Source organism: Saccharopolyspora sp. NPDC003752, assembly GCF_053605825.1.
Map to the genome: position 1 here is coordinate 233287 of NZ_JBSGJZ010000010.1, position 23457 is coordinate 256743.

Genomic DNA, 23457 nt, shown 5'->3' on the forward strand with positions numbered 1-23457 from the left:
CGACGTCAGGAGTCTGCCAGAATGGCGCGGAAAAGGCCCTGCTCCAGCCAAACGGCCGCTCGAACACCGTCCGCAGCGGCTTGGCTGACCAGGGTCAGCGCGTCCGGAACCGCAGGAACGCGGGCCATATCTCCGGCCGCGAACACACCTGGAACCGTGGTCGCCTGCAGCTCATCGACCTGAACGCAGCCGTCCTCCAGGATCGCGCAACCGAGATCCGCGGCGAACGGTGCGCGCTGCCGGGTCGGCGCACGGTGGAACATGGCCTGCCGCTCCAGCACCGATCCGTCGGCGAAGTGCAGCTGGAGCGCGTCGAGTTCACCGGTCACCTTCGCCAGCGGCTCGGTGCGCACCTCGACACCGCGCGCCGCGAGCTTGGCGATCACCTCGTCCGGCAACTCGTGCGCTCCATGGGTCACCACGACCACGTCGTCGCTGTAGCGATCGGCCAAGTACAGGCCCAGCATCACCTGCGGGACGTCGCGGCCGAGCACCGCCAGGGTTTTCCCGGTGGCCTCCCAACCGTGGCAGAAGGGGCAGTGGAAGATGCTGCGGCCGAAGCGCTCCGGCACGCCCGGGATGTCGTAGGGCTCGTCCACCTGCCCGGTCGCCAGGATCAGACGCCGCGCACGTTCCCGGCTTCCGTCGGCGAATTCGACGGTGAAGTCGTCGATGCCGCCGGAAACCGAGGCGACCTGCGCAGCCCGCACCTCGACACCGGAGTAGGCGGCCAGCTCGGCGCGCCCCAGCGACAGCAGCTCGTGCGGCGAGAACCCGTCCCTGCTCAGGTACATGTGCATCTCGTCCGCAGGCGCGTTGCGCACCTGGCCGCCATCGGCGATCAGCACCCGGCGGCGCTGCCGCCCCAGCACGAGCGCGGCGCTGAGCCCCGCCGGCCCACCGCCGATCACGATCACATCGAACACGGTTGCTCCCTCTAGCCCGAAACTAATGGAAACGATTATCGTTGCAATGAGCAGTCTACGGAAGGGGCACGATGGCCGATCGACTCATCGCCGTGCTCGGCGGCTACGGCGAAGTCGGCACCACAGCGGTCCGCCGACTCATCGCGCACGGCTACAACCGGATCCGCGTCGGCGGGCGCAATCCGTCGCGAGGCACGGCACTGCTCGGCGACCTACCGGGAATCGAAACGTCCTATGTAGACATCGATGAACCGGATAGCCTCCAGGGGTTCTGCTCCGGTACGCACCTCGTCCTGAACTGCGCCGGCCCGTCGTACCGCATCCTCGACACCGTGGCCCGGGCGGCACTGAACGCGAGCGCGCACTACGTCGACGTCGCCGGAGACATCCCCGCCCTCCGCGCGCTCGGCCCGACGTTCGGCGACCACGCAGCGGTCTTCTCCGCAGGAGTGATGCCAGGCCTGACCGGACTGCTCCCTCGACTCATCGCCAGCGCTGGAGATCGACTGGACATCCATGTCGGCGGCGCCGTGCGCATGACACCGGCATCGGCCGCGGACATCCTCCTCGCCCAGGGCCCCGACTTCGGGGAATCGCTGGCCCGATGGCGAGATGGGGCCGTAGTCGCGCGAAGCCTGACCCCGCAGCGCTCGGTCCAGCCGACCGGCTTCCCCGAGCCCGTCGACGCAATGCCGTTCCTGCCAACCGAAAGCGCCCGACTAGCAGCGGATCTCAGCCTCGACGAACTGCGCTTCTACACGGCCTACGCCTCCGAGGCCATTCCGATGACCTTGGCGATGGCATGGGCAGACGACCCCGAGTTCCGGGACGACTACATCGAGCTGCTGACTCAGGCGGCGAAATCGGACCTGCACGAGCGCGACCCGTACTACGTGCTCACCGCCCGCATCCCGAACAACACCGGAGCGCCACCGTCGCTGACGTTGCGCACTCGCGACCCGTACCAGCTCAGCGGCGTGGTCGCGGCGTTGACCGCCGACGCCGTCCTCCGGGAGAAGATCAGCCCAGGAGTGCACTTCGCGGACGGCGTGCTGGATCCCGCCGACATCGCCGAAGCGCTCCGCCTCGACCCCCTCGTCCAGTCGCTTTCCATCCAGAACCCGAATGGCAGCGCCGACAGCCAGACCGCAACCCCGAAGGAATGATTGAACGCGAAAGGGCGAGGCGGCACCGAGAGCGGCCCCAAACGGGCTTCACCGTCGTCGCATGCGACGACTGCTCGAACCACAGCGAGCTACCACTGCTGGCGACCGACTGCGCTGGACGCCCGGTCTCCAGCGCCAAGCACGCCAGAACCGACCACACACCAAAGGTCCGGAACCCGTCCGCCTCACGACACGTGAGTTGAGGAGTCCCATGATCGATCAGTACGCCGAGTCGGCAGAGTTCATCGACATCCTGATCAGCCCCTTCTGGAATGCCCTCGGCCCCGCACTGGCTGCAGCGGCCAGGTCGACCGATCCCACCTCCGGCCCGGTCGTGGACGTCGGAGCAGGCAGCGGCAGCGGAACCCTGGTGCTCGCAGAAGCACTGCCGGACGCCGAGATCTTCGCCGTGGAACCCTCCTCCGGCCTGCGCTCGGCACTGTTGGCCAGGGTGAACGCGCACGACTCGCTGCGCGAGCGGGTGACGGTGTTGCCGGAGGGCTTCCTGGACGCCGACCTACCCGGCCAGCTGAGCCTGGTGGTCGCGATGAACGTCATCGGCCACTTCACCCCACCCGAACGCCTGAAGATCTGGCGACTGCTGGCCGAACGCCTCGCACCGGGCGGACGGGCGGTGCTCAACCTCCAACCCCCGACCGAGCCGGTCGAGGTCCCGGAGGCGGTGGCGGCATCCGGGCGCATCGGACGCCGGCGCTACGAGTGCCGGGCGCGGGCAGAACCCGCCGGGGAGGAGATGCTGACCTGGCACATGACGTATCGCACCTACCAGGACGAGCAAGTCGTCGACGAGCGCAAGCTGAGCTACGCCTGGCATCTGGTCAGCGAGCCGCTGCTGCGCGACGAGCTCGCGCAACAAGGTCTGCGGCTGCAGCGCCTGGATCCGGCGGAGCTCGGCATGTTCGCCATCGGCCGGGTACGGGCTTGATGACCGGGGCAGATGGGACCCCACCCCGGTCCCCGTTGTGGAACCGCGCCGCGTTGGCGGCGCATTCCTGGGCTTTCGCCGGCCGCAGCCGACCGCAACCTGATCGGCCACGGAGTCGACGGCGTGGAAGTCGTACCAGAAGTGCTCGTTGTCCGAGTGGTCGTGGAATGACCGCGCCTGAACGCCGTCGAACTCCTCCTCCGCAAAAGCGCGACCCCCGTGGCGCACCCCGGGAACTTAACGAAAATGATTGTCGTTATCATTTAAGTCGAAGCCGAGAAGAGACCTGCGAGGTGCGATGAACGAAGCGCTGAACCGACTACTCGGCCGGTCGAACCGGCCCGACCCCGCTCGCGCCGATCGCGCGGGCGAGATCGCAGAACTGGTGCGCACCGCCCTCGGCCTCGACCGGGAAGCGGCGGTAACGGTCCAGGAACTCGCCTGCGCCGAACCCGGCTGCCCGCCCGTCGAGACCAAGATCGCCGTTCTGAGCGAGGGCGACAGCCACCGCTGGACGATCCACGCACCACTGTCCGAAGTGGATGACGCCACCATCCGTCAGACGCTGACCAGCAACCCCGACGGGGAGAACACGCCGCGATGAACAAGACCGATGACCGGGTGCCGGTCACCGTGCTGACCGGCTTCCTCGGCTCCGGCAAGACCACCCTGCTCAACCGGATCCTCACCGAGCACCACGGCATGCGGATCGCCGTGATCGAGAACGAGTTCGGTGAGATCGGCATCGACGACGGCCTGGTGCTGGACGCCGAAGAAGAAGTCTTCGAGATGAACAACGGCTGCATCTGCTGCACCGTCCGCGGCGACCTGATCCGCATCCTCGGCGCGCTGCTCAAACGCAAGGACCGCTTCGACGCCATCCTCATCGAGACGACCGGACTCGCCGACCCCGCCCCGGTCGCGCAGACCTTCTTCGTCGACGACACCCTGCGCGCCCAGCTGCGCCTGGACGCGATCGTGACCGTCGTCGACGCCAAGCACATCATCCAGCACCTCGACGACGAGAAGCCCGAAGGCGCCGAGAACGAGGCGGTCGAACAACTCGCCTTCGCCGACCGCGTGGTGCTGAACAAGACCGACCTGGTCGACGAGGACGAGATCGCGGAGGTCCGGCGGCGCATCAACCGCATCAACGCCGGGGTGCGCATCCTGCCCGCCGAGCACGGCGACGTGGACCTCGACGAAGTGCTGGGGGTTCACGCGTTCGACCTGGACAAGATCCTCGCCGACGAACCCGAGTTCCTCCAGGACTCCGACCACCAGCACGACCTGACGGTGACCAGCGTGGGCATCGAGGCCGACGGCGCGGTCAACGTCGAGAAGCTCAACGAGTGGCTGGGCGTCCTGCTCGGCGAGCGCGGCACGGATCTGTTCCGCAGCAAGGGAATCCTCAACCTCGCCGGATCGGACCAGCGCTACGTCTTCCAGGGCGTGCACATGCTCCACGACGGCGACCTCGGCGCGCCCTGGCGCGACGGCGAAGCGCGCCGCAACCGGATGGTGTTCATCGGCCGCAACCTCGACCGCGCCCAGCTGGAACGGGAGTTCCACGCCTGCCTGGAACCGGCCACCGCGGAGGCCACGGCATGACGCCCCTCCAGAAGAGCTCGCTGAAACCCCGCTGGCAAACCGGCCTGGGCGAACCCGTCGTCGGCCTCGATGTCCTGCCGGGCGGGACCGGCAACCCGGATGCCGTGGTCGCCGGCGGATCCGAAGGCGCCATCCGGGTGATCGACCCGGATGGCTCGACACGCCACGAACGGGATCTCGACGACGCGTTGCTGGCCATCACAGCGAGCCCGGACGGAACGCGGATCGCCGCGCTCGGAGTCGGCAGCCGACGGCTGTGGAGCGCAACCGACGGCGAACTGCTGCGCAGCGACGGCGCCGGGTGGTCGGCCTCTGCCGCGTGGGACAAGAAATCCCAGCGCCTGGCGGTCGCCGACGGCAGACACGTGCGGGTGCTCGACCGCGACGGCGCGCCCCGCTGGAGTTCAGCGCCGCTGTCGAGCACCGTGACCAACGTGCTGTGGCCACGCGGGAACCTGCGCGTCGCCGCATCGGCATACCAGGGCGTGACGATCTTCGAACCCGGCACCGACCGGATCACCAACACCCTGGACGCACCGGGCGCCATTTCGGGTTTGACCGCGGCGCCGAACGGCCGCTGGGTCGTCGGCGGCAGCCAGGACGCGACCCTGCACGGCTGGAAGGTCGACGACGCATCGGACTTCCAGATGTCCGGATTCCCCGCCACCGTCTCGCACCTGGCCTTCGAGGACGGCGGCCGCTGGATGGCCTGCGAATCCGCGGAGGTCCTCACCTGCTGGGACTTCTCCGGGCGCGGCCCCACCGGCCGTGCCGGGGTGGTCCTCACCGGCCACCAAGCCGCCGTGACCGCCTTCGCCTGGGTGCCCGGCCGCCGCGAAACGCTGATCAGCGGCGACCAAGACGGTAACGTCCTGGTCTGGCGGATCACCGGAACCACCAAGCCGGGAGACGAAATCCGCCCAGCCGGCGGCGTCCGCGACGACGACCCTGTCACCGCGATCACCACCGGCCACGGCGCCGCCGGCCCGGCCGTCTACATCGGCCGCCGATCCGGCCGCATCGATGCCCTGACCATCACCTGATCCGCGACGGACCTCAGCTCCGAAGACGGCAATGGGGTGAGCGCACGAGATTTGCGCTCACCCCATCACCCACTTGACGAAAAGGAGCAGGCGCACCCAATAGGGCCCGGTGAACGCGAGGAGCAGCAATCATGACCACCTCACAGGACGAGACCAGCCTTTGGCCCCACAACCGGCGAGCCGTCTTCCACGCGCTGGCAGAGTCTCGAAGCTCTGTCAGCGCGCAGCAACTCCACTTCAGCTTGCGCACGAACGGAGTGGACATCGGGCTGGCGACCGTGTACAGGGCATTACATGCGTTGGTTGCCTCCGGTCACGCCGAGGTCGTCCACAGCGCGAACGGCGCCCAACTCTTCTGCACAGCCGCCGAAGGCCAGACCTACCGCCTGGTGTGCCGTGACTGCCAGCGACGAGTCCCCGTATCCGTGACGTTCGTCCACGACTGGGCCATCACCGTCGCAAACGAACACGGCTTCACCGATGCGTTCCTCGTCCTAGAAGTTTCAGGACGGTGCGGGACATGCTCGACACCCCAGCACACCGGAATCCATCCCAACACCACCAAGAGTGCTGCACCCCTCCAAGGCACCCCCGCTCAGCTCGATGGGCCACCAACCCCCACTTCGAGCTCAGCCTGACGCGCCGACTGAGCTCCACGATCACTCACGAAACGCTGTCGTGACGGTGAAGCCACCGCGCGTACACGCGTGCCACTGGTTATGGCCCCGTGTTCGCAGAGCTTCGACATCTCCGATCGCTCCCGGACTCCGAGTGCATCCCACACGAGCCGGGGAGCACGAACGCACCAGGACGCTGCCTTCACCTTCGGCCGGCACCCGAACCGGTAATCGACAGATCGTAGGGCTGCATGGCGATGCTTTCTCTGATCCCGACGCCTGATCGTCAGGTAGCCAGCGTTCGGTCAGTGAACCGGGCCAGGTTGCTGATCGTCCACGCGGTGGTTCTTGGTGGTTTTGGTCTTGGTTGCGGTCTGCGTGCGGCAGACTGCACGGCGTGCCGAGCGGGAAGATCCACAACGAGAATCACGGCGCGGCCAGGACCGTTTTCCAGGTCAGCGGCGATGTGAACGGCGATGTCGTGATGCTGTCGAAATCCGATGCTCATCTGGGCTTGGACGAGACCCGGACGAAGCTGGTTCGGAATCTTCTCACCCAGGTGCGCAAGCTCAGCGCGGAGGAAGTGGAGCGCTGGGGAATCCGCGGTCCTGACGCACTGTCGGTGCAATGGCACACCGCCGACGACGACCTGCTCGACCACTGGGAGAACATCCACGGCACCCCGGGACGCGACAAACCGGTGCGACTGGAGGACTCCACCGCCATCCGGGACACCTACCAGGCCATCAGCTCACAACGACTGGTCATCCTGGGCCGCGCAGGCGCAGGCAAAACCGTGCTCGCGCACCACCTCATCCTCGACCTGACCGACAACACCAGCGTGACCGCTCCGGTGCCGGTGTTGTTCAGCCTCAGCGACTGGAACCCCACCTCGACCCGACTGCGGGCCTGGCTGGTCCAGCAACTCCTCCGCGACTTCCCGTTCCTCGAAGACCGCAACCCCACCACCGGCGGAAGCGGAGCCGAGGACCTCGTCGACGCTGAGTTGCTCCTGCCGGTCCTGGACGGATTCGATGAGATCCCCGACCAGCACCACCGCGCCGCGATCCGCGAGATCAACAACGTCGACTGGCCACTGGTCCTCACCAGCCGACCCGAGCAATACGCTCAAGCCGCCCGCACGGTCAAGGCCGTCGGCCGCGCCGCGGCCATCGAACTCGACGACCTCACCCTCACGCAAGCCCACCACTACCTGCGCAAGAGCGCCAGCAAAACCCGCGCCCACCAATGGGACGAGGTCTTCAAGCACCTCGAAACCGCACCCCAGGAGGCCGCGAGCCAGAACCTCACCCCGGTGCTGCGCACGCCGCTGATGGTCACGCTCGCCCGCACCACCTACAACGACGCCCTGGACCGCGATCCCCGCGAGCTTCTCGACACCTCCCGGTTTCCCACCAGCGAAGACCTCGAAGAACACCTCCTGGACATCTACCTCAAGACCCTCTACGACCGCCGCGACCACAGAACACGCCGCGCAAACCACGCACCCGAGGATGCCCGTCACTGGCTGGGCTACCTCGCCACACACCTCACACGACGCAGCACCCACGAACTCACCTGGTGGCAACTCCCCGCCACCCTCCACCGCCACACCCGTACCCTCATCACCACAGCCGCCTGCGGGATCCTGGGCGGATTCGGCTTCACTGCCGTGGCCTTCGGGGCGCACCCGGGCGAGTTCGCGTACCTCCTCATGGGGTTCCTGGTGGGGTTTGTGAGGACGCTCCTGATCGGGCTCGCCATCGGGCTCATCAAAGAAGTGGGATTCACCCGCGGATACACCAGACGAGCACCCGAATGTCTCCGCCTGTCCTTGCGGAAGCGAAGCTACGAAAGGCGTCCTCCGCGGGCATACCTCAAGAAATCATGGTCCGAGTTCAACAAAGGACTCGCGCTCGGGCTCGCGGTCACGCTCGTGGTTTGGTTCCCTACCGGGGTCTACTTGCTCAGCTCCGGGCTCACAGCCGAATTCACGCACGACCTCGTGGACGTGCTCGTGGTCGGATTCGTGACCGGGCTGGTGTACGGGCTCGTGGGCGTCGGTGTGTTCGCCCTCGGAGACGATCACGACCCGCATGCCACCGATCCATGGACGCTCTTGACCCGTGATCGAACGGTCACGCTGGTACGAACGACTACGTCGGTGCTCATGTTCGGGATCTTGTTCGGGACTGCCTCCGTGATCGGGATTTTTGGCGGGTCGGTGGAACTCACGGCTGGTCTCACGATTGGACTCGCACTCGGACTTGTCGTCGGAGGGGCCCGTCTGATGTTCTCGGCGTGGGGGAACTGGCTGCTGTTCGCGTGCCTCTGGCTTCCGCTGACCGGACGCTTGCCCTGGCGCCCGAAGCGCTTCCTCGAAGACGCCTACCAACGGGGCGTCCTTCGCCGGGCGGGGGCCGTCTACCAATTCCGCCATGCCCGGCTCCGAGACCACCTCGCCACCCGCTACCGAGCCGAGCCCGTCAACAGATAGACGCCCCGCCACGTAGCACCACTCATCCAGGTCGACCAACGGCAGGGAGGTGAGCTGGTGGAGATCGGTCGAGTCGGGTTTCCAGTCGCCGAGGCTGAACAGCACCGGCACCAGGCCTGCGGGAAGCCTCCTGGTCTCCCGCACCAGGGCGTTGACGTTTCCCATCCACGACAACGGCACTAGGGTGGACTGTTCGTCCCTTCACCGATAGGAGAGAGTCCATGTCGCATTCCGGCGCGCCGGAACCGGTGCAGCCCATCCCCGCCACTGCTGAGGAGGCGTTGGCTGCCGCTCGCACCCGATTCGAAGTGCTGGATCTGGAAGGAAACCCGGCGCCGTTGCACGTGGCTGAATTCGACATCGGCTTCCTCGTCCACGCCGTCATGCCCCCGCCGCCGCCCGGCACTCAGGTGCCGTTGGGTGGCAGTCACATGGTGATCTCCAAAAGCGACGGAGCCGTCACCCATGTTCCCAACTTTCCGCCGGACTCCGCGATCGAGCTGTACCGCAGCCTGCGCCGGCCCAATGGCTGAGACGGCCCACCTGAGGGCTGGAAGGCTTTGGACCGGATGTCCGATACAGCACTGCGGAACAACAGAGTTGAGAGATCAGAAGGGCCGAGAACGCCCAGCCTGCTGAGCATCGGCGGCTGGGTCGGCGAACTCCCCGCGTAGGCCGAACCCCCTGCCAACTTCCCCGCACAGGCCGAGCGCGCTGGCCCACTACTGTGATCGAGTTCGGCAGCGGCGGCGACGAGGAGCGACGTGACAGTGGCATCGGTGGGCATTCCCGCGGAAGGAGTGCCCGGTCGCGTGGGCGCATGGTGGCGTGCCGGTGGACGGGGCGGCAGCACCGCCTACGTCGTCGCCCCGGTCGGTGTCGATGCCGGGGGCGTCATGCAGCGGGTGCACGAGGACGTACCGGGGAGTGTTCTCGTCGACGCCACCGGCCTCACCGCCGAGCAGGTCATGCAGCAGGCCCTTGCGGCACTCGGCGTCGATCTGTCCGCGGACGAGCGGGACGACTGGCGTTTCGCGCTCGGCTCGTGGCCCGAGGAGCGGTTGCTGCTGGTCGTCAACGCCCACCGCGCCGGGCCGACACGGCGGTCGTACGAGGCCGAGCGGTTGGCGACCTCGACCCTTCCGCGGCTGGCGCGTGGCGAGTTGGGCGTGGTGGTCCACGTGGTTCCCGAGTTGTTGCCGGCCCACGTTTATCCCACAGCGGTGTTTCGGCTGTCCGCGGCAGCCGTCGAGCATCCGCCGGCGGTAAAGGAGTCCGTTGCCGTGCGGGCGTTGGCACTGGCCGAGCCCCGCTTCGCACCCGTCCCCGTCTGGGCCCGACTTGTCACCGCGCTGACCGATGAAGCGGCATCCGAGGACGAACTCGCTGAATTCGCGAGGGAAAGGCCCGAAATTCTTCGGCTGGGACCTCTCGGGGTTTCCTTTGTGGACGAGGGCCTGGCCGAGACCTTGTGCCAGGAGTTCGAATCTGCCGAACTCTCCAGCGTCCATGAGCAGTTGGCTGGTTGGCTGATGAGCTCGGCTTCGGATTTTCGCCACCCCGAGGGGTGGGCCGAAGGCGGTGCCGTCGGCCGGTACGCGGCCACTGGGCTCGCCATGCACGCCGTACAGGCAGGAACGTTCGACGAAGTTCTTCGGGACGGACGCGTCATCGCCAATCTGCCGCAAACGGCACTCATGGACGCGGCACGAAGCATCAGCTTCATCATCTCCGGAAACACGGCTGCCGCCGACGCGATTCATCTGTGGGGGTGGGGAGTCACACCGCGGCATCAGGCAGAGTGGGCTTCGTGGCTGCACTTGATGGCGCTTTCGCGCGACGATCTCGAATTCGCGTCCGCTGTCGCCACGTCTGGTGTGGCACTGCCCTGGCAGGTCAAGTGGGCCCATTGGCGGCCGCCGGGTGGCTATCACGTGCGCTACCTGCGGGCCGGGAGATTTGCCGCCCTGGCGGAGGTGCGCTGGCAGGGGCGACCCGCCATCGCCGGTTTGCAGCAGCGGACGGTGGACGGTGCACAGCAGCCGTTCGTCTCGATCTGGGACGTGGAGACGGGAGAGCGTGTCACCCACCCTTGGGAACACGACGAGATTCCGGCGGAGCATCGTGCAGACCTCACCTGGCCCGCGTCCCCCGGGAGCGGCTCCGTCGCGCCTTCTCGTGTCCAAGAACTGTTCGCCTCGTCGTCGCCCCGACGAAGCAAGCGCGCTTTCATGCTGCCCTGCGAGCCGCTGGCCGTGGGGGAGGTCGTCGTCTTCGCAGGAGACTTGGGACTGATCGTCATCAAGCCCGCGGACGGCGTGAACATCTCCGACTTCGGCGCCTCGCAGCGACCCCTGAGCTGGGACTACGCGGACGCGGGCCCGTGCAGTCCGATCGACTCGCCGGCGCCGGGCCACGAGGACCTCATCGCTCTGTTCGGCGAGGACGCGCTCTATCCCATCGAGGTCGAGGACCTTCCGGATCGGCTCACCCACGCGGCGACGCGCGAACTCCTCCTCGATTTCGGTCTGCCGTACATGATGGAGGGGGCCATGGGGCTTTTCCCCTTCGGCAGCTGGGAGATCGGAATTCTCGACGAGCTGCCCTCCTGGCCCGGGGGAATCGAGCCCGTCGCCGAAAGCGGGCCCTTCTTCCAGATCGGCAAGTGGATGGGCGGCAAGCTCGTCATCGACGGCCCCACCGGACATGTCCTGCGCGTTCCCGCGGAGCCGGGCCAGGATCGCCTCGCCGGCCTTCCCGCCGCGCACAGCCTCGTGGATTTCCTCACCATGGTCGCTCTGTACGTCATCGGGCTGCGTACGCGGAGCATTCTGCCCCCGGCCAGCTCCGAGCGAGAGCAGATCACCTATTGGGTCCTGAGAGCACTGGTCGAAGTCGACGAGACAGGCGGTGACCAGCCCGCCTGGTCGTACGTGCTCCACAACGACTGACACAACAAGTGCCACACCGGTTTCGGCGCATCAGCCGGAGAGGCAGGCTGCAACCGCCGGCCTGCGCACCCGCGGGCGCCGATACCAACTCTTCACCACCGGCGCATGGCTACCACCCACGCTCACACCAGGTGAGTAGCTACCCGCCTTCGGACATGATGCGACGATCGAATGGCGGAGCATCCGTCCCCACTCCTTCCCCGTCGCCGGTACGGCAAACATCGAAGATCGCGTACGGCCGACGCGCCTCGTGCAAGTTTCCGGCACGTGGAAGCGATTGATCGCGGAATCTTGCAAGAATTGCGTGCTTGCACCCTGACCTGGTTCGAACTCCTTGCGCACGTTTCCGGTGTCGCCGCATCCTCTGTCAAACGTCGCATCGCGCGGCTCGAGGTGTCGGGAGTGATCCGTGGGCACACCCAACAGATCGATCGACGGGCGTTGGGCCGGGTCTCTGGCCCTGCCCGGAGTCTTGGCGGTGCCAGGCACCTCCGGTGACGAGGTGACCGATTCGCCGACTGCGCAGGAGGAAATCGTGCGGGCATGGACCACCACTGGCAGCGCCGATGCACTCACCCCGATCCACGCGCGGGACACCGGCCACCTGGAGGAGATCATCCTTCGGCTGCAACGCATCCCGGCCATCGCGCACACCCCGCCCCAGATCCTGCTCAGCGAACTGGTCGGCAGCGGGTAACGCGTCGGCGTACGCCCCGACCGGCACCCACGACGTGCAGGGCCGCATCCGGCCCCGCGCTCGATCACCCTGCGCCGAACCTCGGCACGCTCAGAACCCGGTAGCGGAGGTTGTCGTGCCCAGGCACGCCCGTCCTCGCGGGACAGGAGAGGGACATGCGGACAACCAAACGCCGCTCGCGACCGTGGCAGGCAGTCGCACTGCTAGCGGCCCTGAGCCTGGTCGGCGGATGTGCCATCGGCGGTGCCGACACGGCCCCGCTGGCCAGCAACGGACAACAGCTCGTCGGCGTCGTCGACGCCCCCGACTCGGTTTCCGGGAATGTCACCGTGTGGTCCTGGGACGTCGCCGCCGAGGGGTTGCAGGCGCTGGTGCCGGAGTTCCAGAAGAAGTACCCGAAGGTCTCGGTGACCATTGTGGACATCGGATACGACAACGCCTACGACAAGATCTCCGTCGGGTTGCAGTCCGGCTCCGGGCTCCCGGACGTGGTGACCGTCGGCACCGACCACATGGCCGGCTACACCGGGAACTTCCCGCACGGGTTCGTCGACCTGGCCCCGGCCGCGAACGGCGAGCAGCAGGACTTCGACCCGACCAAGTGGCAGGCGTCGACCGACGGCCACGACCACCTCTACAGCCTGCCCTGGGACTCCGGGCCGGTCGGGCTGTTCTACCGCCGGGACCACCTCGCCGCGGCAGGTGTCGACCCGGCCTCGCTGACCACCTGGCAACAGCTGCTCGACGCTGGGAAGAAGATCAAGGCGACCACCGGCAAGAAGCTGCTCATCGATGACATCACCAACGAATCCAGCATGTTCCCGCTGCTGCTGCAACAGCAGGGCGCCTCGTACTTCACCCCGGACGGCCGGGTGGCGCTGGACAGCCCGCAGGCGCTGCGGGCGCTGCGGCTGCTCAAGGACATGCAGGACGCCGACCTGATCGACAACGAGAAGGGCTGGGACGGACTGGTGTCGGCGACCAAGTCCGGGACGGCGGCCACCGCGCCGACCGCGGTCTGGTGGACCGGCACCCTCACCTCCGAGATGCCCGAGCTGGCCGGGAAGTTCGGCGTCCTCCCGCTGCCGGCCTTCGACCTCGGCGGCCCCACCACGTCCAACAGCGGCGGATCGACGCTGGCGATCCCCAGCCAGGCCGCGAACTCGACCGCGGCCTGGGCGTTCGTCCACTTCGCCCTGGCCAGCAGGAGCAACGCGGTCGAGATGATGCGGCAGCAGGGGTTGTTCCCGTCCTACCTGCCCGCGCTGTCCGACCCGTTCTTCGACGAACCCCAACCGTACTTCGGGGACCAGCCGGTCTACCGGCTGTTCGCCGACATGGTCGGGCACGCGCCGCCGTTCGTCTACACCACGGATTCCAGCCGGGCCAGCGACCTGGTGAACAACATGGTCGCCGGCGTCCTGCTGAACGGGAAGGACCCGGCGCAGGCCCTGCGCGACACCGCGCGGCAGATCGCCGACGCGACCGGTAGGGAGCTCGCCAATGACTAGCGAGGTCGCGGTGCCGACCAAGCCCGCGAGGACCGAGGAGCACCGGCGCGCGCTCGGCCGGTTCCGGGCGGGACGGCCGGGGTTCGGCTGGGTGTTCACCGCCCCCGCGGTGGCGTTGTTCGCCCTGTTCTTCGCCTATCCGCTGCTGGCCAGCCTGCTGCAGAGCTTCCTGGGCCGGCGCGACGGCCAGACCAGCTGGGTGGGACTCGCCCAGTACCGGCGGCTGCTCTCCGATCCGCAGGTGGGCACCGCGCTGGCCAACGCCGGGTTGATCCTGCTGGTGCAGGTGCCGGTGATGATCGGGCTGGCCCTGGTGCTCGCGCAGGTGCTCAACCAGTCCTGGCTGCGGTTCCGCACCTCGTGGCGGGTGGTGTTCTTCCTGCCCGCGGTGACCACGCTGGTCGCCTACGCCGTGGTGTTCCGCGTCCTGCTGACCACCGACGGCGGCGTGGTCAACCAGTTGCTCGGCTGGCTGCACCTGCCACCGGTGGATTGGCTGAACGATCCGGTGTGGGCGAAGGTGGCCGTGATCGGTTCGGTCACCTGGCGCTGGACCGGGTACAACGTGGTGATCCTGCTCGCCGGCCTGCAGGCGGTGCCCCGGGAGCAGTACGAGGCCGCCTCGATCGACGGGGCCGGCGCCGCGACCACTTTCCTCCGCGTGGTGCTACCCCAGCTAAAACCGGTGATCTTGTTCTGCACGGTCACCTCGACCATCGGCACGCTCCAGCTGTTCGACGAGAACTTCGTGCTCACCAAGGGCGGCCCGGACAACGCGACGCTGACCCCGGTGCTCTACCTCTACCGGGTCGGCTTCCAGCAACTCGACTTCGGCTACGCGGCCGCGATCGCCTGGTTGCTAGTGGTGCTCATCGGCGTGCTGTCGGCGGTCCAGTTCGCCGTGCTGGGGAGGAGGTCGTAGTGACCGGAACGGCAGAACGACGGACACCGGGTCGGCTGCTGGTCAGGGCCGGGCTCTACGCGCTGCTGGCGGTGGGTGCGGTGGTCAGCATCTTCCCGTTCTACTGGATGGCGGTGGCCGCCACGCACACCACCGCGGAGCTGTTCGAGTCGCCGCCGCCGTTCCTGCCCAGCGACCAGATCATGGCCAACCTGCGCGCGTTGCAGGACGAGGCCGATTTCGGGCAGGCCCTGGTAAACAGCGTGCTGATAGCGACGATCTACACCATCGGCAGTTCCGCGGTGAGCGCGCTGTGCGGGTACGGCCTTGGCCAAGTACCGCTTCCGCGGGCGTCGGATCCTGCTCGGCGTCCTGCTGGTCACCATCATGATCCCGGCCCAGGTGCTGCTCGTCCCGCTGTTCCAGATGATGGCCAGCGTCGGCTGGATCAACAGCTACCAGGCGGCCATCCTGCCGTTCCTGGCCAACGCGTTCGGCATCTTCCTGATGCGGCAGTCCTTCGTGGACTTCCCGGACGAGCTGATCGAGTCCGCCCGCCTGGACGGCGCCGGCGACCTGCGCATCTTCTACCGGATCGTGCTGCCGGTGTCCCGACCGCAGCTGGGCGCCCTGGCCATCTACACCTTCATGACCCAGTGGAACGCCTTCATCTGGCCGCTGCTGGTGTTGCAGACACCGGACAAGCGGACGATCCCGGTCGCGCTGAACACCATGATCGGGCTGACCCGCGTGGACTACGCCGGGCTGATGCTCGGTTCCTTCCTGGCCACGCTGCCGCTCGTCGTCGTGTTCGTGGCGTTCCAGCGGCAGTTCGTGTCCGGACTTCTCGGTGGGGCGGTGAAGCAGTGAGCATGACGAGGGTTCCCGGGCTGCTGTTCGGCGGCGACTACAACGCCGAGCAATGGCCGGAGGAGATGTGGGCGGAGGACGCCGCGCTGATGCGCCAGGCCGGCGTCAACCTGGTGACCGTCGGCGTGTTCGGCTGGTCCCGGCTGGAACCGGCCGAGGGGTCCTACGCCTTCGACTGGCTGGACCGGCTGCTGGACGTGCTGCACGAGCACGGCATCGCGGTCGACCTGGCGACCGCGACCGCGTCTCCCCCGGCGTGGCTGGTCCGCCGCTACCCGGAGGTGCTGCCGGTGACCGCGGACGGCGTCCGCCTGGAGTTCGGCAGCCGCCAGCACTACTGCCCGAGCTCACCGGTGTTCCGCCAGGCCGCCGCACGCCTCGTCGAGCGGCTGGCGGAGCGCTACCACGACCATCCCGCGGTGGCGATGTGGCACATCCACAACGAGTACGGCGACCACGTGACCGAGTGCTTCTGCCCGGTCTCCGCCGCGGACTTCCGGTCCTGGCTGCGCCGCCGGTACCGCACCGTGGACGCGTTGAACGCGGCGTGGGGCACGGCCTTCTGGAGCCAGCACTACTCCGACTGGTCGCACATCGAGCCGCCGCGCACCGCGCCCGGCCCGAGGAATCCGACCCAGCAGCTGGACTGGCAGCGGTTCAGCTCGGACGCGCTGCTGGAGTGCTACCGGGCGGAGAAGTCCGTGCTGGACCGGTACTCCGGGGCGGTTCCGGTGACGACGAACTTCATGAGCATGTTCCGCAGCCTCGACTACTGGGCGATGGCCGCCGAGGAGGACGTGGTCTCCGACGACGCCTACCCCGATCCGGCCGACCCGCAAGCGCACGTCCACGCGGCGATGAACTACGACCTGATGCGCTCGCTGCGGCACGGCGCCCCCTGGCTGCTGATGGAGCACGCGGCGTCCGCGGTCAGCTGGCGGCCGGTCAACGTGCCGAAGTCCGCCGACCTGTCGCGGTTGTGGAGCCTGCAAACGGTGGCCCGGGGCTCGGACGGCGTGCTGTTCTTCCAGTGGCGGGCGTCCGTCGCGGGCGCGGAGAAGTTCCACAGCGCCCTCCTGCCGCACCGCGGGACGGCGAGCCAGGGCTGGGCCCGCACGACTCGGCTCGGGGCGGACCTGCGACGGCTCGCCGAGGTGGCCGACAGCAGGGTGCCGGCCGAGGTGGCGGTGGTGCTGGACTGGCACAACTGGTGGGCGCTGGAACTGGACGAGCACCCCAGCAGCCGGATGCGGTGGCTGGACATCGTGCGCGCCTGGTACGAGCCGCTGTACGCGCGGAACCTGCCGGTGCGGTTCGTGCCGCCCGGTGCGGACCTGACCGGGGTGCGGCTGGTGCTGGCGCCGAACCTGTACCTGTGCGAGCCGGACACCGCGCATTGGCTGGCCCGGTACGTCGACGGCGGCGGGCACCTCGTGGTGGGGCCGTTCAGCGGCGTGGTGGACCGGGACGACCGGGTGCACCGCGGCGGGGCGCCCGGACCGCTCGGCGACCTGCTCGGGGTGGCCGTCGACGAGTGGTGGCCGCTGGCCGACAGGGCGGTCGCCCGGCTGGCGGCCGACGACGACGCCGACCCGGACCGCTACCGGCACGCCACGACCTGGGCGGAGTGGGTCGAAGTGAGCACTGCGGTCCCGGTCGCCCGGTACGCCGACGGCGAGCTGGCCGGCGTACCCGCGATCACCCGGAACCACCGGGGCGACGGGACCGCCTGGTACGTCGGCTGCGGCCTGAACTCCGGCGGGCTGGACACCCTTCTCGCTGACTGCCTCGGCGCTGCCGGCGTCACCCACGGGGAGACGCCGAGCGGGGTGGAGGCGGTCCGCCGAATCGGCACCGACGCCGAATACCTGTTCCTGCTCAATCACAACGTCGAGCCGGTGGCGGTCGGACAGCTGTTCCCGGCCGGGGTGGACCTGCTGACCGGGCGGCCGTCCGGAACCGAGATCGAGCTGCCCGCCCGAGGCGCGGCGGTGCTGCGCCGTCCACTGCGGACGGATGGTGCGGTCGACCGACCAGGCACCGGGACGGGAGAGGGGCGGATATGAGCGTCGTCCGGAGATTGGCCTGCGTGGCCGGTGCGGTGCTGCTCGGCACCGGACTGGTGCCTGTCGACGTCGCTACGTCTACCGCGGTCGCCCGGGGCGGGCCGCCGTCTCCGCCCTCGGCCGAACCGAGCGCCTGGCCGGACGTGCTGGACCTGCACGGCACCCCCACCAGCGCCGAACCACCCGAGTTCAACCCGCTGAACGCCTTCTCCGACGCCGGTGCCTGGCACGGCTACGGCCTGCCCACCCCGGGCGACCGCCGACTCGCCGGCGGGTTCACCGGTCCGCTGTACCTCGCCCAGGAATACCCCTGGTACCTGAGCAGCGAGTTCACCCGCATCCGGCTGCGCGACGCGGACACCGGCCGGCCAATCGACCTCGGCGCCGACCCGCACCCCCAGCTGGTGTCCTACCCCGGCGCGTTGGAGCAGAGCTACGACGTCGACGGCGTGCACCTGACGCTCCGGCTGCAGTTCACCGGCAACCGCACCGCGCTGGTGCAAGCCCGGATGGGGAGCGACCGCCCGCGCCGGCTGGAGGTCGGCTGGGACGGCAGCCTGCTCACCCCCGCCAGGGCCACGGTGCGCGACGCGCTCGCGCTGGCCGCGACCGGCAGCGGGGTCGCGGTCGACTTCGCCCGGGTCCGGGACACCTGGAACTTCCTGACCGGCGGCGAGGAACGATTCGAGGTGCGCCACGCCGAGCCGGTGACCACCACCGTCACCGGCAGCTCCTACACGACCGAGCTGCGCACCCCGCTGTCCCTGCCCGCCGGCGGCATCCGCGACCTGGCCTGGACCGAGACCTACACCTTCACCGCCGAGGAGCGGACCGCCCAGGAACCGATGATCGACCGGGCGCTGCACCAGCCGCACCGGGCCGCCGATGAGACCCGGCAGCGCTGGCAGCGCTACCTCGGCTCGGCGCTGTCCGGGATGCCTGCCGAGCACGCCGGGCTGGCGGTGAAGAGCGTGCAAACGCTCGTCACCAACTGGCGCAGCCCGGCGGGGAAACTGGTCTCGGACGGGATCACGCCGTCGCTGACCTACAAGTGGTTCGCCGGCGGTTTCTGGGCCTGGGACTCGTGGAAGACGGCGGTCGGGGCCGCCCAGTTCGACCCGGCGCTGGCCGAGTCCACCATCCGATCGGCCTTCGACCACCAGCTCACCGCGGACTCGGCGCACCCGCAGGACGCCGGCATGGTCCCGGACTGCGTCTTCTACAACGATCCCGCGCAGGGCGGCGGGAACTGGAACGAGCGCAACAGCAAACCGCCGCTGGCGGGGTGGGCCGTCTGGGAGGTATTCCAGCGCAACGGCGACCTGCGCTTCCTGGCCGACATGTACCCGAAGCTCGTGGCCTTCCACGACTGGTGGTACCGCACCCGCGATCACGACCACAACGGCATCGCCGAGTACGGGGCCACTCCGGACCCGCAGAACGCCACGCCCGCCGACATCCGGCAGGCCGCCGCGTGGGAGAGCGGGATGGACAACGCGCCCCGGTTCGACCGCTCCGGGGTGCTGGCCAACACCGATCCGGCCGGCCGGGTGATCGGGTACTCGTTGGACCAGGAGTCCGTCGACCTCAACGCCTACCTCGCCGCCGACAAGCGGTACCTGGCCCGGATCGCGGCCGCGCTGGGCAGGCCGGCGGACGCGCTGCGGTTCGGCGCGCAGTCCGAACGCGTCGCGGCCTGGCTGCGCGAGCACGCCTTCGACCCGGCCAGCGGCTACTACTACGACGTGGACGCCGCAACGAAGCGGCCACTGGCGGAGCGCGGCATGGGCATCGAGGGGGCGATACCGCTGTGGGCGGGCGTGGCGTCACCGCCGCAGGCGGCCGGCGTGCGGCGGGCGCTGGTCGACCCGCACGCGTTCGGCACCTACCTGCCGTTCCCGACGGTCTCGGTGTCCGCACCCGGGTTCGACCAGACCGCCTACTGGCGCGGACCGAACTGGCTGGACCAGACGTACTTCGCCATCAGCGGGCTGACCGACTACGGCTACCGACCGGACGCGACGCGGGCCGCGACCGCGCTGGTCCGGCGGGCCGACGGGCTCCTCGGCAACGCGCCGATCGGGGAGAACTACGACCCGCTCAACGGCACCCGGCTGAACTCCAGCAACTTCAGCTGGTCGGCGTCGGTGCTGCTGGTGCTGGCGAAGTCGACGCCGCGGTAGCCGCCCCCAGCGGGAACGCACCTGTTATCAACTGTCCAATATAGACAACCTGAATCCCGTTGTTCACAGCACCCAAAGGCGGATTCAACTGGTCGTCCTATTCAACACCACGATCACGGAGGTGTTGAATGGGACGACCACGGGGTTGGGCAACGGCCGCGACGGGCAGGCCGCCGATGCGCCAACGGGATGTCCGAATCGGATTCCTGGCGGGTCGGGAAGTGTCCAAGTTGGATTACTGGGGAGTTGGCGCGTCTTGATCAGCCCAAGTGGCACCGGGGTTTCACCGCTCCCGGAACGCGCGGTCGAGCACAGCCACCGCGCGATCTGCTTGGTCCACGGTCAACACCACAGGCGGTTTGATCTTCAGGACGTTGTCCGCGGGCCCGTCGGTGGACAGCAGCACGCCCTCCCGCTTGGCCTCCTCCACGACCCGCCGCGCCGCCGCGGCGTCCGGTTCCTTGCGCCGTCGGTCGGAAACCAGATCGACGCCGAGGAACAGCCCGCGCCCGCGCACGTCCCCGATTACCTCGTGGTGCGCCGCCAAGGCCGACAGCCTGTCCTTGAAGTGCGCGCCGACGGTCGCCGCGTTCGCCATTAACCGCTCGTCCTCCACTGCATCCAGCACCGCCAGGCCCACCGCGCAGGAAACGGGATTGCCCGCGAACGTGTTGAAGTACTCCATGCCGGTCACGAATCGCCGCGCCACCTGCGGTGTCGTCACGACCGCGCCGATCGGATGGCCGTTGCCGATCGGCTTGCCGAGCGTGACGACGTCCGGCACCACGCCGTGCGCTTCGAACGCCCACATGTGCGTGCCGACCCGGCCGAACCCGCACTGCACCTCGTCCGCGATGCACAGACCACCTGCCTCCCGAACGGCCGCGTAGGCGGCTTCGAGGTAACCATCGGCGAGCTCCAGCTGCCCGGCGCACCCGGGCATCGACTCGTGGATGAACGCGGCGGGCGGCAGCTCCGCGCACTGCGCCGCGACCTCCGCCGCGTACCGCGGGCCATCTCCGCCGAACTCGCCCCGGTACGGGTCGGGAACCGGGCAGATCCGCACCCGCTCCCCCGGCCCGGTGCCACCGGCGCGGTTGAACTTGTACGGGCTGATCTCGATCAACGAGCTCAGGTTGCCGTGGTAGGCCCAGTCCAGCACCAACGCGTGCTCCCGCCTGGTGGCGGTGCGCGCCAGCCGCAGCGCCAGGTCGTTGGCCTCGCTGCCGGAGTTGGTGAGCAGCACAACGTTCAGCGGATCCGGGAAGGTGGCCGCCAGCCGCCGGGCGAACTCGGTGATCCCGGCGTGCAGGTACCGGGTGTTGGTGTTGAGCACCGCCGCCTGCGCGGACAGCGCTTCGACCACCCGCGGGTGGCAGTGCCCCACGTGGCAAACGTTGTTGACCAGATCCAGGTAGCGCCGCCCGTCCGCATCGATCAGCTCGGCACCTTCACCGGCCACGATGTGCAGCGGCTCAGCGTAGCTCAGCGACAACGCGGTGGACAGGTTCGTCCGACGACGAGCCGCGATGTCCGCCGCGGAGCGGACTGGATCGACCGCGGTGGGCTCCGGCGCGCGCAGGATCAGGTTCGGGTTCGGCGAGATGCTCTCCCACACGTCGACCTCGTCCGGGCGCACCGCGCCGGGCAGATCGGTCGAGCGACCCAGCAGGGTCGTGAACAACTGCACGTGGATGTGCGGTGGCCAGCCGCCGTTCTCCGGCGCCGAACCAGTCCAGCCGATCCGCTCGCCCCGCCGGACGGCGTCCCCGGGCCGTAGCTCGGTCGTGCTCGCCTCGCTGAGATGCCCCACCAGCAGCCAGAACGGCGTACCGTCCCCGCAGCGGTGTTCGAGCAGCAGCACGCCGCCGTAGTCGCAGTCCGCCGGACGGTAGTCCACCGCGGTGACCACGCCGTCCAGCGGCGCGAACACCGGCTCGTCGGCGGCGGTGAACACATCGATCGCCATGTGCACGCTGCGCCGGCCGCGCTGCCCCGCGAACGCCTCGGAGCGGTACACGAGGCGGTCCTCCCGGTACCGGCCGAGCGCGATGGCGCTGCCGGTGGCCCGGACCTGCGCGTCGATGGCCGCTGCAACCCGATCCGCACCGTGCTGCATCTGCAATTCCGCTGGTCCCCGCGCCGTCCAGTCGATGCGGTGCACGTCAGCCGTGCTCAGATCCGTGCGCAGCATCGGCGCCGGATCGCAGGCGGCGGACCGCAACCAGGTCACGACGTTTCGCTCGGCCGCGACCGCGCGGTAGCCGCAGGCATCGCGGTATCGCGCGGCCAGCAGCGGTCGGGGCTCCGCGGCCAGGTCCGAGATCAGCGCGCGGATCGCGGGCTGGCTGATCGACAGGTACCGGTTGTCCGGGTCGGCGGCGCGCTGTTCGGCGGCGTTGGTGATGCTCATCGCGAGCCGGGCGTCGACCAGCTCGGGCAGCAACCGGAGTTCGGCCGCGGTCAGCGGCGATTCCTGGTGGTAGCCGGAAACCACCTGGCACGCTGCGGATACCGGGTCCGGCACTCCCAGCTGCGCGTATGCCACTGCGACCGCCAGCCCGCAGACACGCGGTGCGCGCACGACATCGCCCAAGTCGATGATCCCAGCGATCGACCCGTCGTCCGCGACGATCACGTTGTTCTCGTTGGCATCGTTGTGGATCGCCTGCTGCGGGAGCTCCAGCAGATCCGGCAAGAGTTCGCCGAACCGCTGCAGCGCCGCGGCCACGAACGGCCGATCGGTCTCGTCGACCAGCGACAGCATCGCCAGGAGTTCCTTCGCCTGCAACGGGTTCCACCGGTAAGCCCGATCCAGCTCGGAGTGTTCGAAGCCCACCAGCGCCCGGTCCAGCCGCGCGACCGCCGCACCCAAGGCCGCGAACCGCGCCGGTTCCGGCGGACCGGCTTGGGACCACTCGCGGCCGTCCACCCAGTCGAGCAGGTGCGCGGTCCGGGATTTCCCGTCCACCACGGCGGTGCCGGACGCCGCCAGAGTCGTCGTGCCAGCATCGGAAAGCCATACCAGCAAAGCGTTCTGCAGCGCGAGATCGGATTCCCCGGTGTCCGCCGAGTAGACCTTCAGCAGGTAGCGCGGTCTGCCGCCTACGTCCAGCCGCGCGTTGGCGTGGCGCTCTCCTGGCAGCGGCGTGACTTCCGCAGCCACCCCGAACAGGTCCGCGGCAACTGCGGAAAGCATCTCGGCCGATGAGGTCCTCCGGCGAATCTCCATACGCCGGAAGCTAAGCCGCGCCCGAACCGATGTCGATGAAACGACCGCAACCTCCCCCGGAAATGCAAGAATCCCGGACATGGACGACGTAGATCGAAGAATCTTGCGCGAACTCGGCCGAAATGCCCGAACCTCGCTGGAACGTCTTGCCGAGGTTTCCGGGCTCGCCGCATCCTCTGTCAAACGTCGCATGGCGCGGCTCGAAGCGTCGGGTGTGATCCGCGGGTACACAGTTCAACT

The 23457-nt window shown here is 68.7% G+C and carries 17 protein-coding genes and 1 pseudogene; 16 read left to right on the forward strand and 2 right to left on the reverse strand.

Annotation, left to right across the window (positions count from 1 at the left end; genetic code table 11):
- Window positions 1-5: 5 nt before the first annotated feature.
- The gene (locus tag ACWEV3_RS16150; RefSeq protein ID WP_452614622.1) at window positions 6-926 is read right to left on the reverse strand and encodes an NAD(P)/FAD-dependent oxidoreductase; all 921 of its coding nucleotides are present in this window, start codon (window positions 924-926) and stop codon (window positions 6-8) included.
- Between the two features lie 71 nt (window positions 927-997).
- On the opposite strand from ACWEV3_RS16150, the gene ACWEV3_RS16155 reads away from it, so the two are divergent.
- The 15 genes from ACWEV3_RS16155 (at window position 998) to ACWEV3_RS16225 (ending at window position 19985) form a co-directional block, all read left to right on the forward strand.
- On the forward strand, window positions 998-2092 hold the full coding sequence (locus tag ACWEV3_RS16155) for a saccharopine dehydrogenase NADP-binding domain-containing protein (protein ID WP_452614623.1): 1095 nt from the start codon (window positions 998-1000) through the stop codon (window positions 2090-2092).
- A 211-nt stretch (window positions 2093-2303) separates the two neighbouring features.
- Window positions 2304-3038, forward strand: a complete 735-nt coding sequence (locus ACWEV3_RS16160) for a class I SAM-dependent methyltransferase (RefSeq protein ID WP_452614624.1) — start codon at window positions 2304-2306, stop codon at window positions 3036-3038.
- 298 nt (window positions 3039-3336) lie between these two features.
- Window positions 3337-3642 carry a hypothetical protein gene (locus ACWEV3_RS16165; RefSeq protein ID WP_452614625.1) on the forward strand — a complete coding sequence of 102 codons (306 nt, stop codon included), beginning with the start codon at window positions 3337-3339 and terminating at the stop codon, window positions 3640-3642.
- Window positions 3639-4649: a CobW family GTP-binding protein gene (locus ACWEV3_RS16170; RefSeq protein WP_452614626.1), complete on the forward strand. Its 1011-nt coding sequence runs from the start codon at window positions 3639-3641 to the stop codon at window positions 4647-4649. Before ACWEV3_RS16165 ends, ACWEV3_RS16170 begins: the two co-directional genes overlap by 4 nt.
- Entirely contained in the window at window positions 4646-5692 is a 1047-nt protein-coding gene (locus ACWEV3_RS16175; RefSeq protein WP_452614627.1) for a WD40 repeat domain-containing protein, read from the forward strand. The genes ACWEV3_RS16170 and ACWEV3_RS16175 overlap by 4 nt, the downstream gene beginning before the upstream one ends.
- Window positions 5693-5823: 131 nt before the next feature.
- Window positions 5824-6330 (forward strand): Fur family transcriptional regulator, encoded by a 507-nt coding sequence (locus ACWEV3_RS16180; protein WP_452614628.1) that lies wholly within the window; start codon window positions 5824-5826, stop codon window positions 6328-6330.
- Window positions 6331-6706: 376 nt separating this feature from the next.
- Complete coding sequence (locus ACWEV3_RS16185; RefSeq protein WP_452614629.1) at window positions 6707-8806, forward strand: NACHT domain-containing protein; 2100 nt, start codon at window positions 6707-6709, stop codon at window positions 8804-8806.
- A gap of 221 nt (window positions 8807-9027) precedes the next feature.
- Complete coding sequence (locus ACWEV3_RS16190; RefSeq protein WP_452614630.1) at window positions 9028-9339, forward strand: hypothetical protein; 312 nt, start codon at window positions 9028-9030, stop codon at window positions 9337-9339.
- 231 nt (window positions 9340-9570) lie between these two features.
- Window positions 9571-11757, forward strand: a complete 2187-nt coding sequence (locus ACWEV3_RS16195) for an SUKH-4 family immunity protein (protein ID WP_452614631.1) — start codon at window positions 9571-9573, stop codon at window positions 11755-11757.
- 502 nt (window positions 11758-12259) lie between these two features.
- Window positions 12260-12454: an Lrp/AsnC ligand binding domain-containing protein gene (locus ACWEV3_RS16200; RefSeq protein ID WP_452614649.1), complete on the forward strand. Its 195-nt coding sequence runs from the start codon at window positions 12260-12262 to the stop codon at window positions 12452-12454.
- A gap of 155 nt (window positions 12455-12609) precedes the next feature.
- On the forward strand, window positions 12610-13965 hold the full coding sequence (locus ACWEV3_RS16205; RefSeq protein WP_452614632.1) for an ABC transporter substrate-binding protein: 1356 nt from the start codon (window positions 12610-12612) through the stop codon (window positions 13963-13965).
- On the forward strand, window positions 13958-14887 hold the full coding sequence (locus ACWEV3_RS16210; protein WP_452614633.1) for a carbohydrate ABC transporter permease: 930 nt from the start codon (window positions 13958-13960) through the stop codon (window positions 14885-14887). The genes ACWEV3_RS16205 and ACWEV3_RS16210 overlap by 8 nt, the downstream gene beginning before the upstream one ends.
- Window positions 14888-15193: 306 nt before the next feature.
- Window positions 15194-15736: a carbohydrate ABC transporter permease gene (locus tag ACWEV3_RS16215; RefSeq protein WP_452614634.1), complete on the forward strand. Its 543-nt coding sequence runs from the start codon at window positions 15194-15196 to the stop codon at window positions 15734-15736.
- Between the two features lie 2 nt (window positions 15737-15738).
- Complete coding sequence (locus ACWEV3_RS16220; RefSeq protein ID WP_452614635.1) at window positions 15739-17802, forward strand: beta-galactosidase; 2064 nt, start codon at window positions 15739-15741, stop codon at window positions 17800-17802.
- A complete protein-coding gene (locus ACWEV3_RS16225; protein WP_452614636.1) occupies window positions 17799-19985 on the forward strand; it encodes an MGH1-like glycoside hydrolase domain-containing protein in 2187 nt (728 codons plus the stop codon). Before ACWEV3_RS16220 ends, ACWEV3_RS16225 begins: the two co-directional genes overlap by 4 nt.
- 283 nt (window positions 19986-20268) lie before the next feature.
- Here the strand turns inward: ACWEV3_RS16225 and ACWEV3_RS16230 are convergent, their stop codons facing one another.
- Window positions 20269-23184 carry an aminotransferase class III-fold pyridoxal phosphate-dependent enzyme gene (locus tag ACWEV3_RS16230; RefSeq protein ID WP_452614637.1) on the reverse strand — a complete coding sequence of 972 codons (2916 nt, stop codon included), beginning with the start codon at window positions 23182-23184 and terminating at the stop codon, window positions 20269-20271.
- A gap of 112 nt (window positions 23185-23296) precedes the next feature.
- On the opposite strand from ACWEV3_RS16230, the pseudogene ACWEV3_RS16235 reads away from it, so the two are divergent.
- A pseudogene (locus ACWEV3_RS16235) lies at window positions 23297-23428 on the forward strand (AsnC family transcriptional regulator); the annotation flags it as partial.
- Between the last annotated feature and the right edge of the window lie 29 nt (window positions 23429-23457).

Coding starts and splice junctions, on each gene's coding strand:
- ACWEV3_RS16155 (WP_452614623.1), top strand. CDS start 998: ATGGCCGATCGACTCATCGCCGTGCTCGGCGGCTACGGCGAAGTCGGC.
- ACWEV3_RS16160 (WP_452614624.1), top strand. CDS start 2,304: ATGATCGATCAGTACGCCGAGTCGGCAGAGTTCATCGACATCCTGATC.
- ACWEV3_RS16165 (WP_452614625.1), top strand. CDS start 3,337: ATGAACGAAGCGCTGAACCGACTACTCGGCCGGTCGAACCGGCCCGAC.
- ACWEV3_RS16170 (WP_452614626.1), top strand. CDS start 3,639: ATGAACAAGACCGATGACCGGGTGCCGGTCACCGTGCTGACCGGCTTC.
- ACWEV3_RS16175 (WP_452614627.1), top strand. CDS start 4,646: ATGACGCCCCTCCAGAAGAGCTCGCTGAAACCCCGCTGGCAAACCGGC.
- ACWEV3_RS16180 (WP_452614628.1), top strand. CDS start 5,824: ATGACCACCTCACAGGACGAGACCAGCCTTTGGCCCCACAACCGGCGA.
- ACWEV3_RS16190 (WP_452614630.1), top strand. CDS start 9,028: ATGTCGCATTCCGGCGCGCCGGAACCGGTGCAGCCCATCCCCGCCACT.
- ACWEV3_RS16205 (WP_452614632.1), top strand. CDS start 12,610: ATGCGGACAACCAAACGCCGCTCGCGACCGTGGCAGGCAGTCGCACTG.
- ACWEV3_RS16210 (WP_452614633.1), top strand. CDS start 13,958: ATGACTAGCGAGGTCGCGGTGCCGACCAAGCCCGCGAGGACCGAGGAG.
- ACWEV3_RS16220 (WP_452614635.1), top strand. CDS start 15,739: ATGACGAGGGTTCCCGGGCTGCTGTTCGGCGGCGACTACAACGCCGAG.
- ACWEV3_RS16225 (WP_452614636.1), top strand. CDS start 17,799: ATGAGCGTCGTCCGGAGATTGGCCTGCGTGGCCGGTGCGGTGCTGCTC.
- ACWEV3_RS16230 (WP_452614637.1), bottom strand. CDS start 23,184: ATGCTTTCCGCAGTTGCCGCGGACCTGTTCGGGGTGGCTGCGGAAGTC.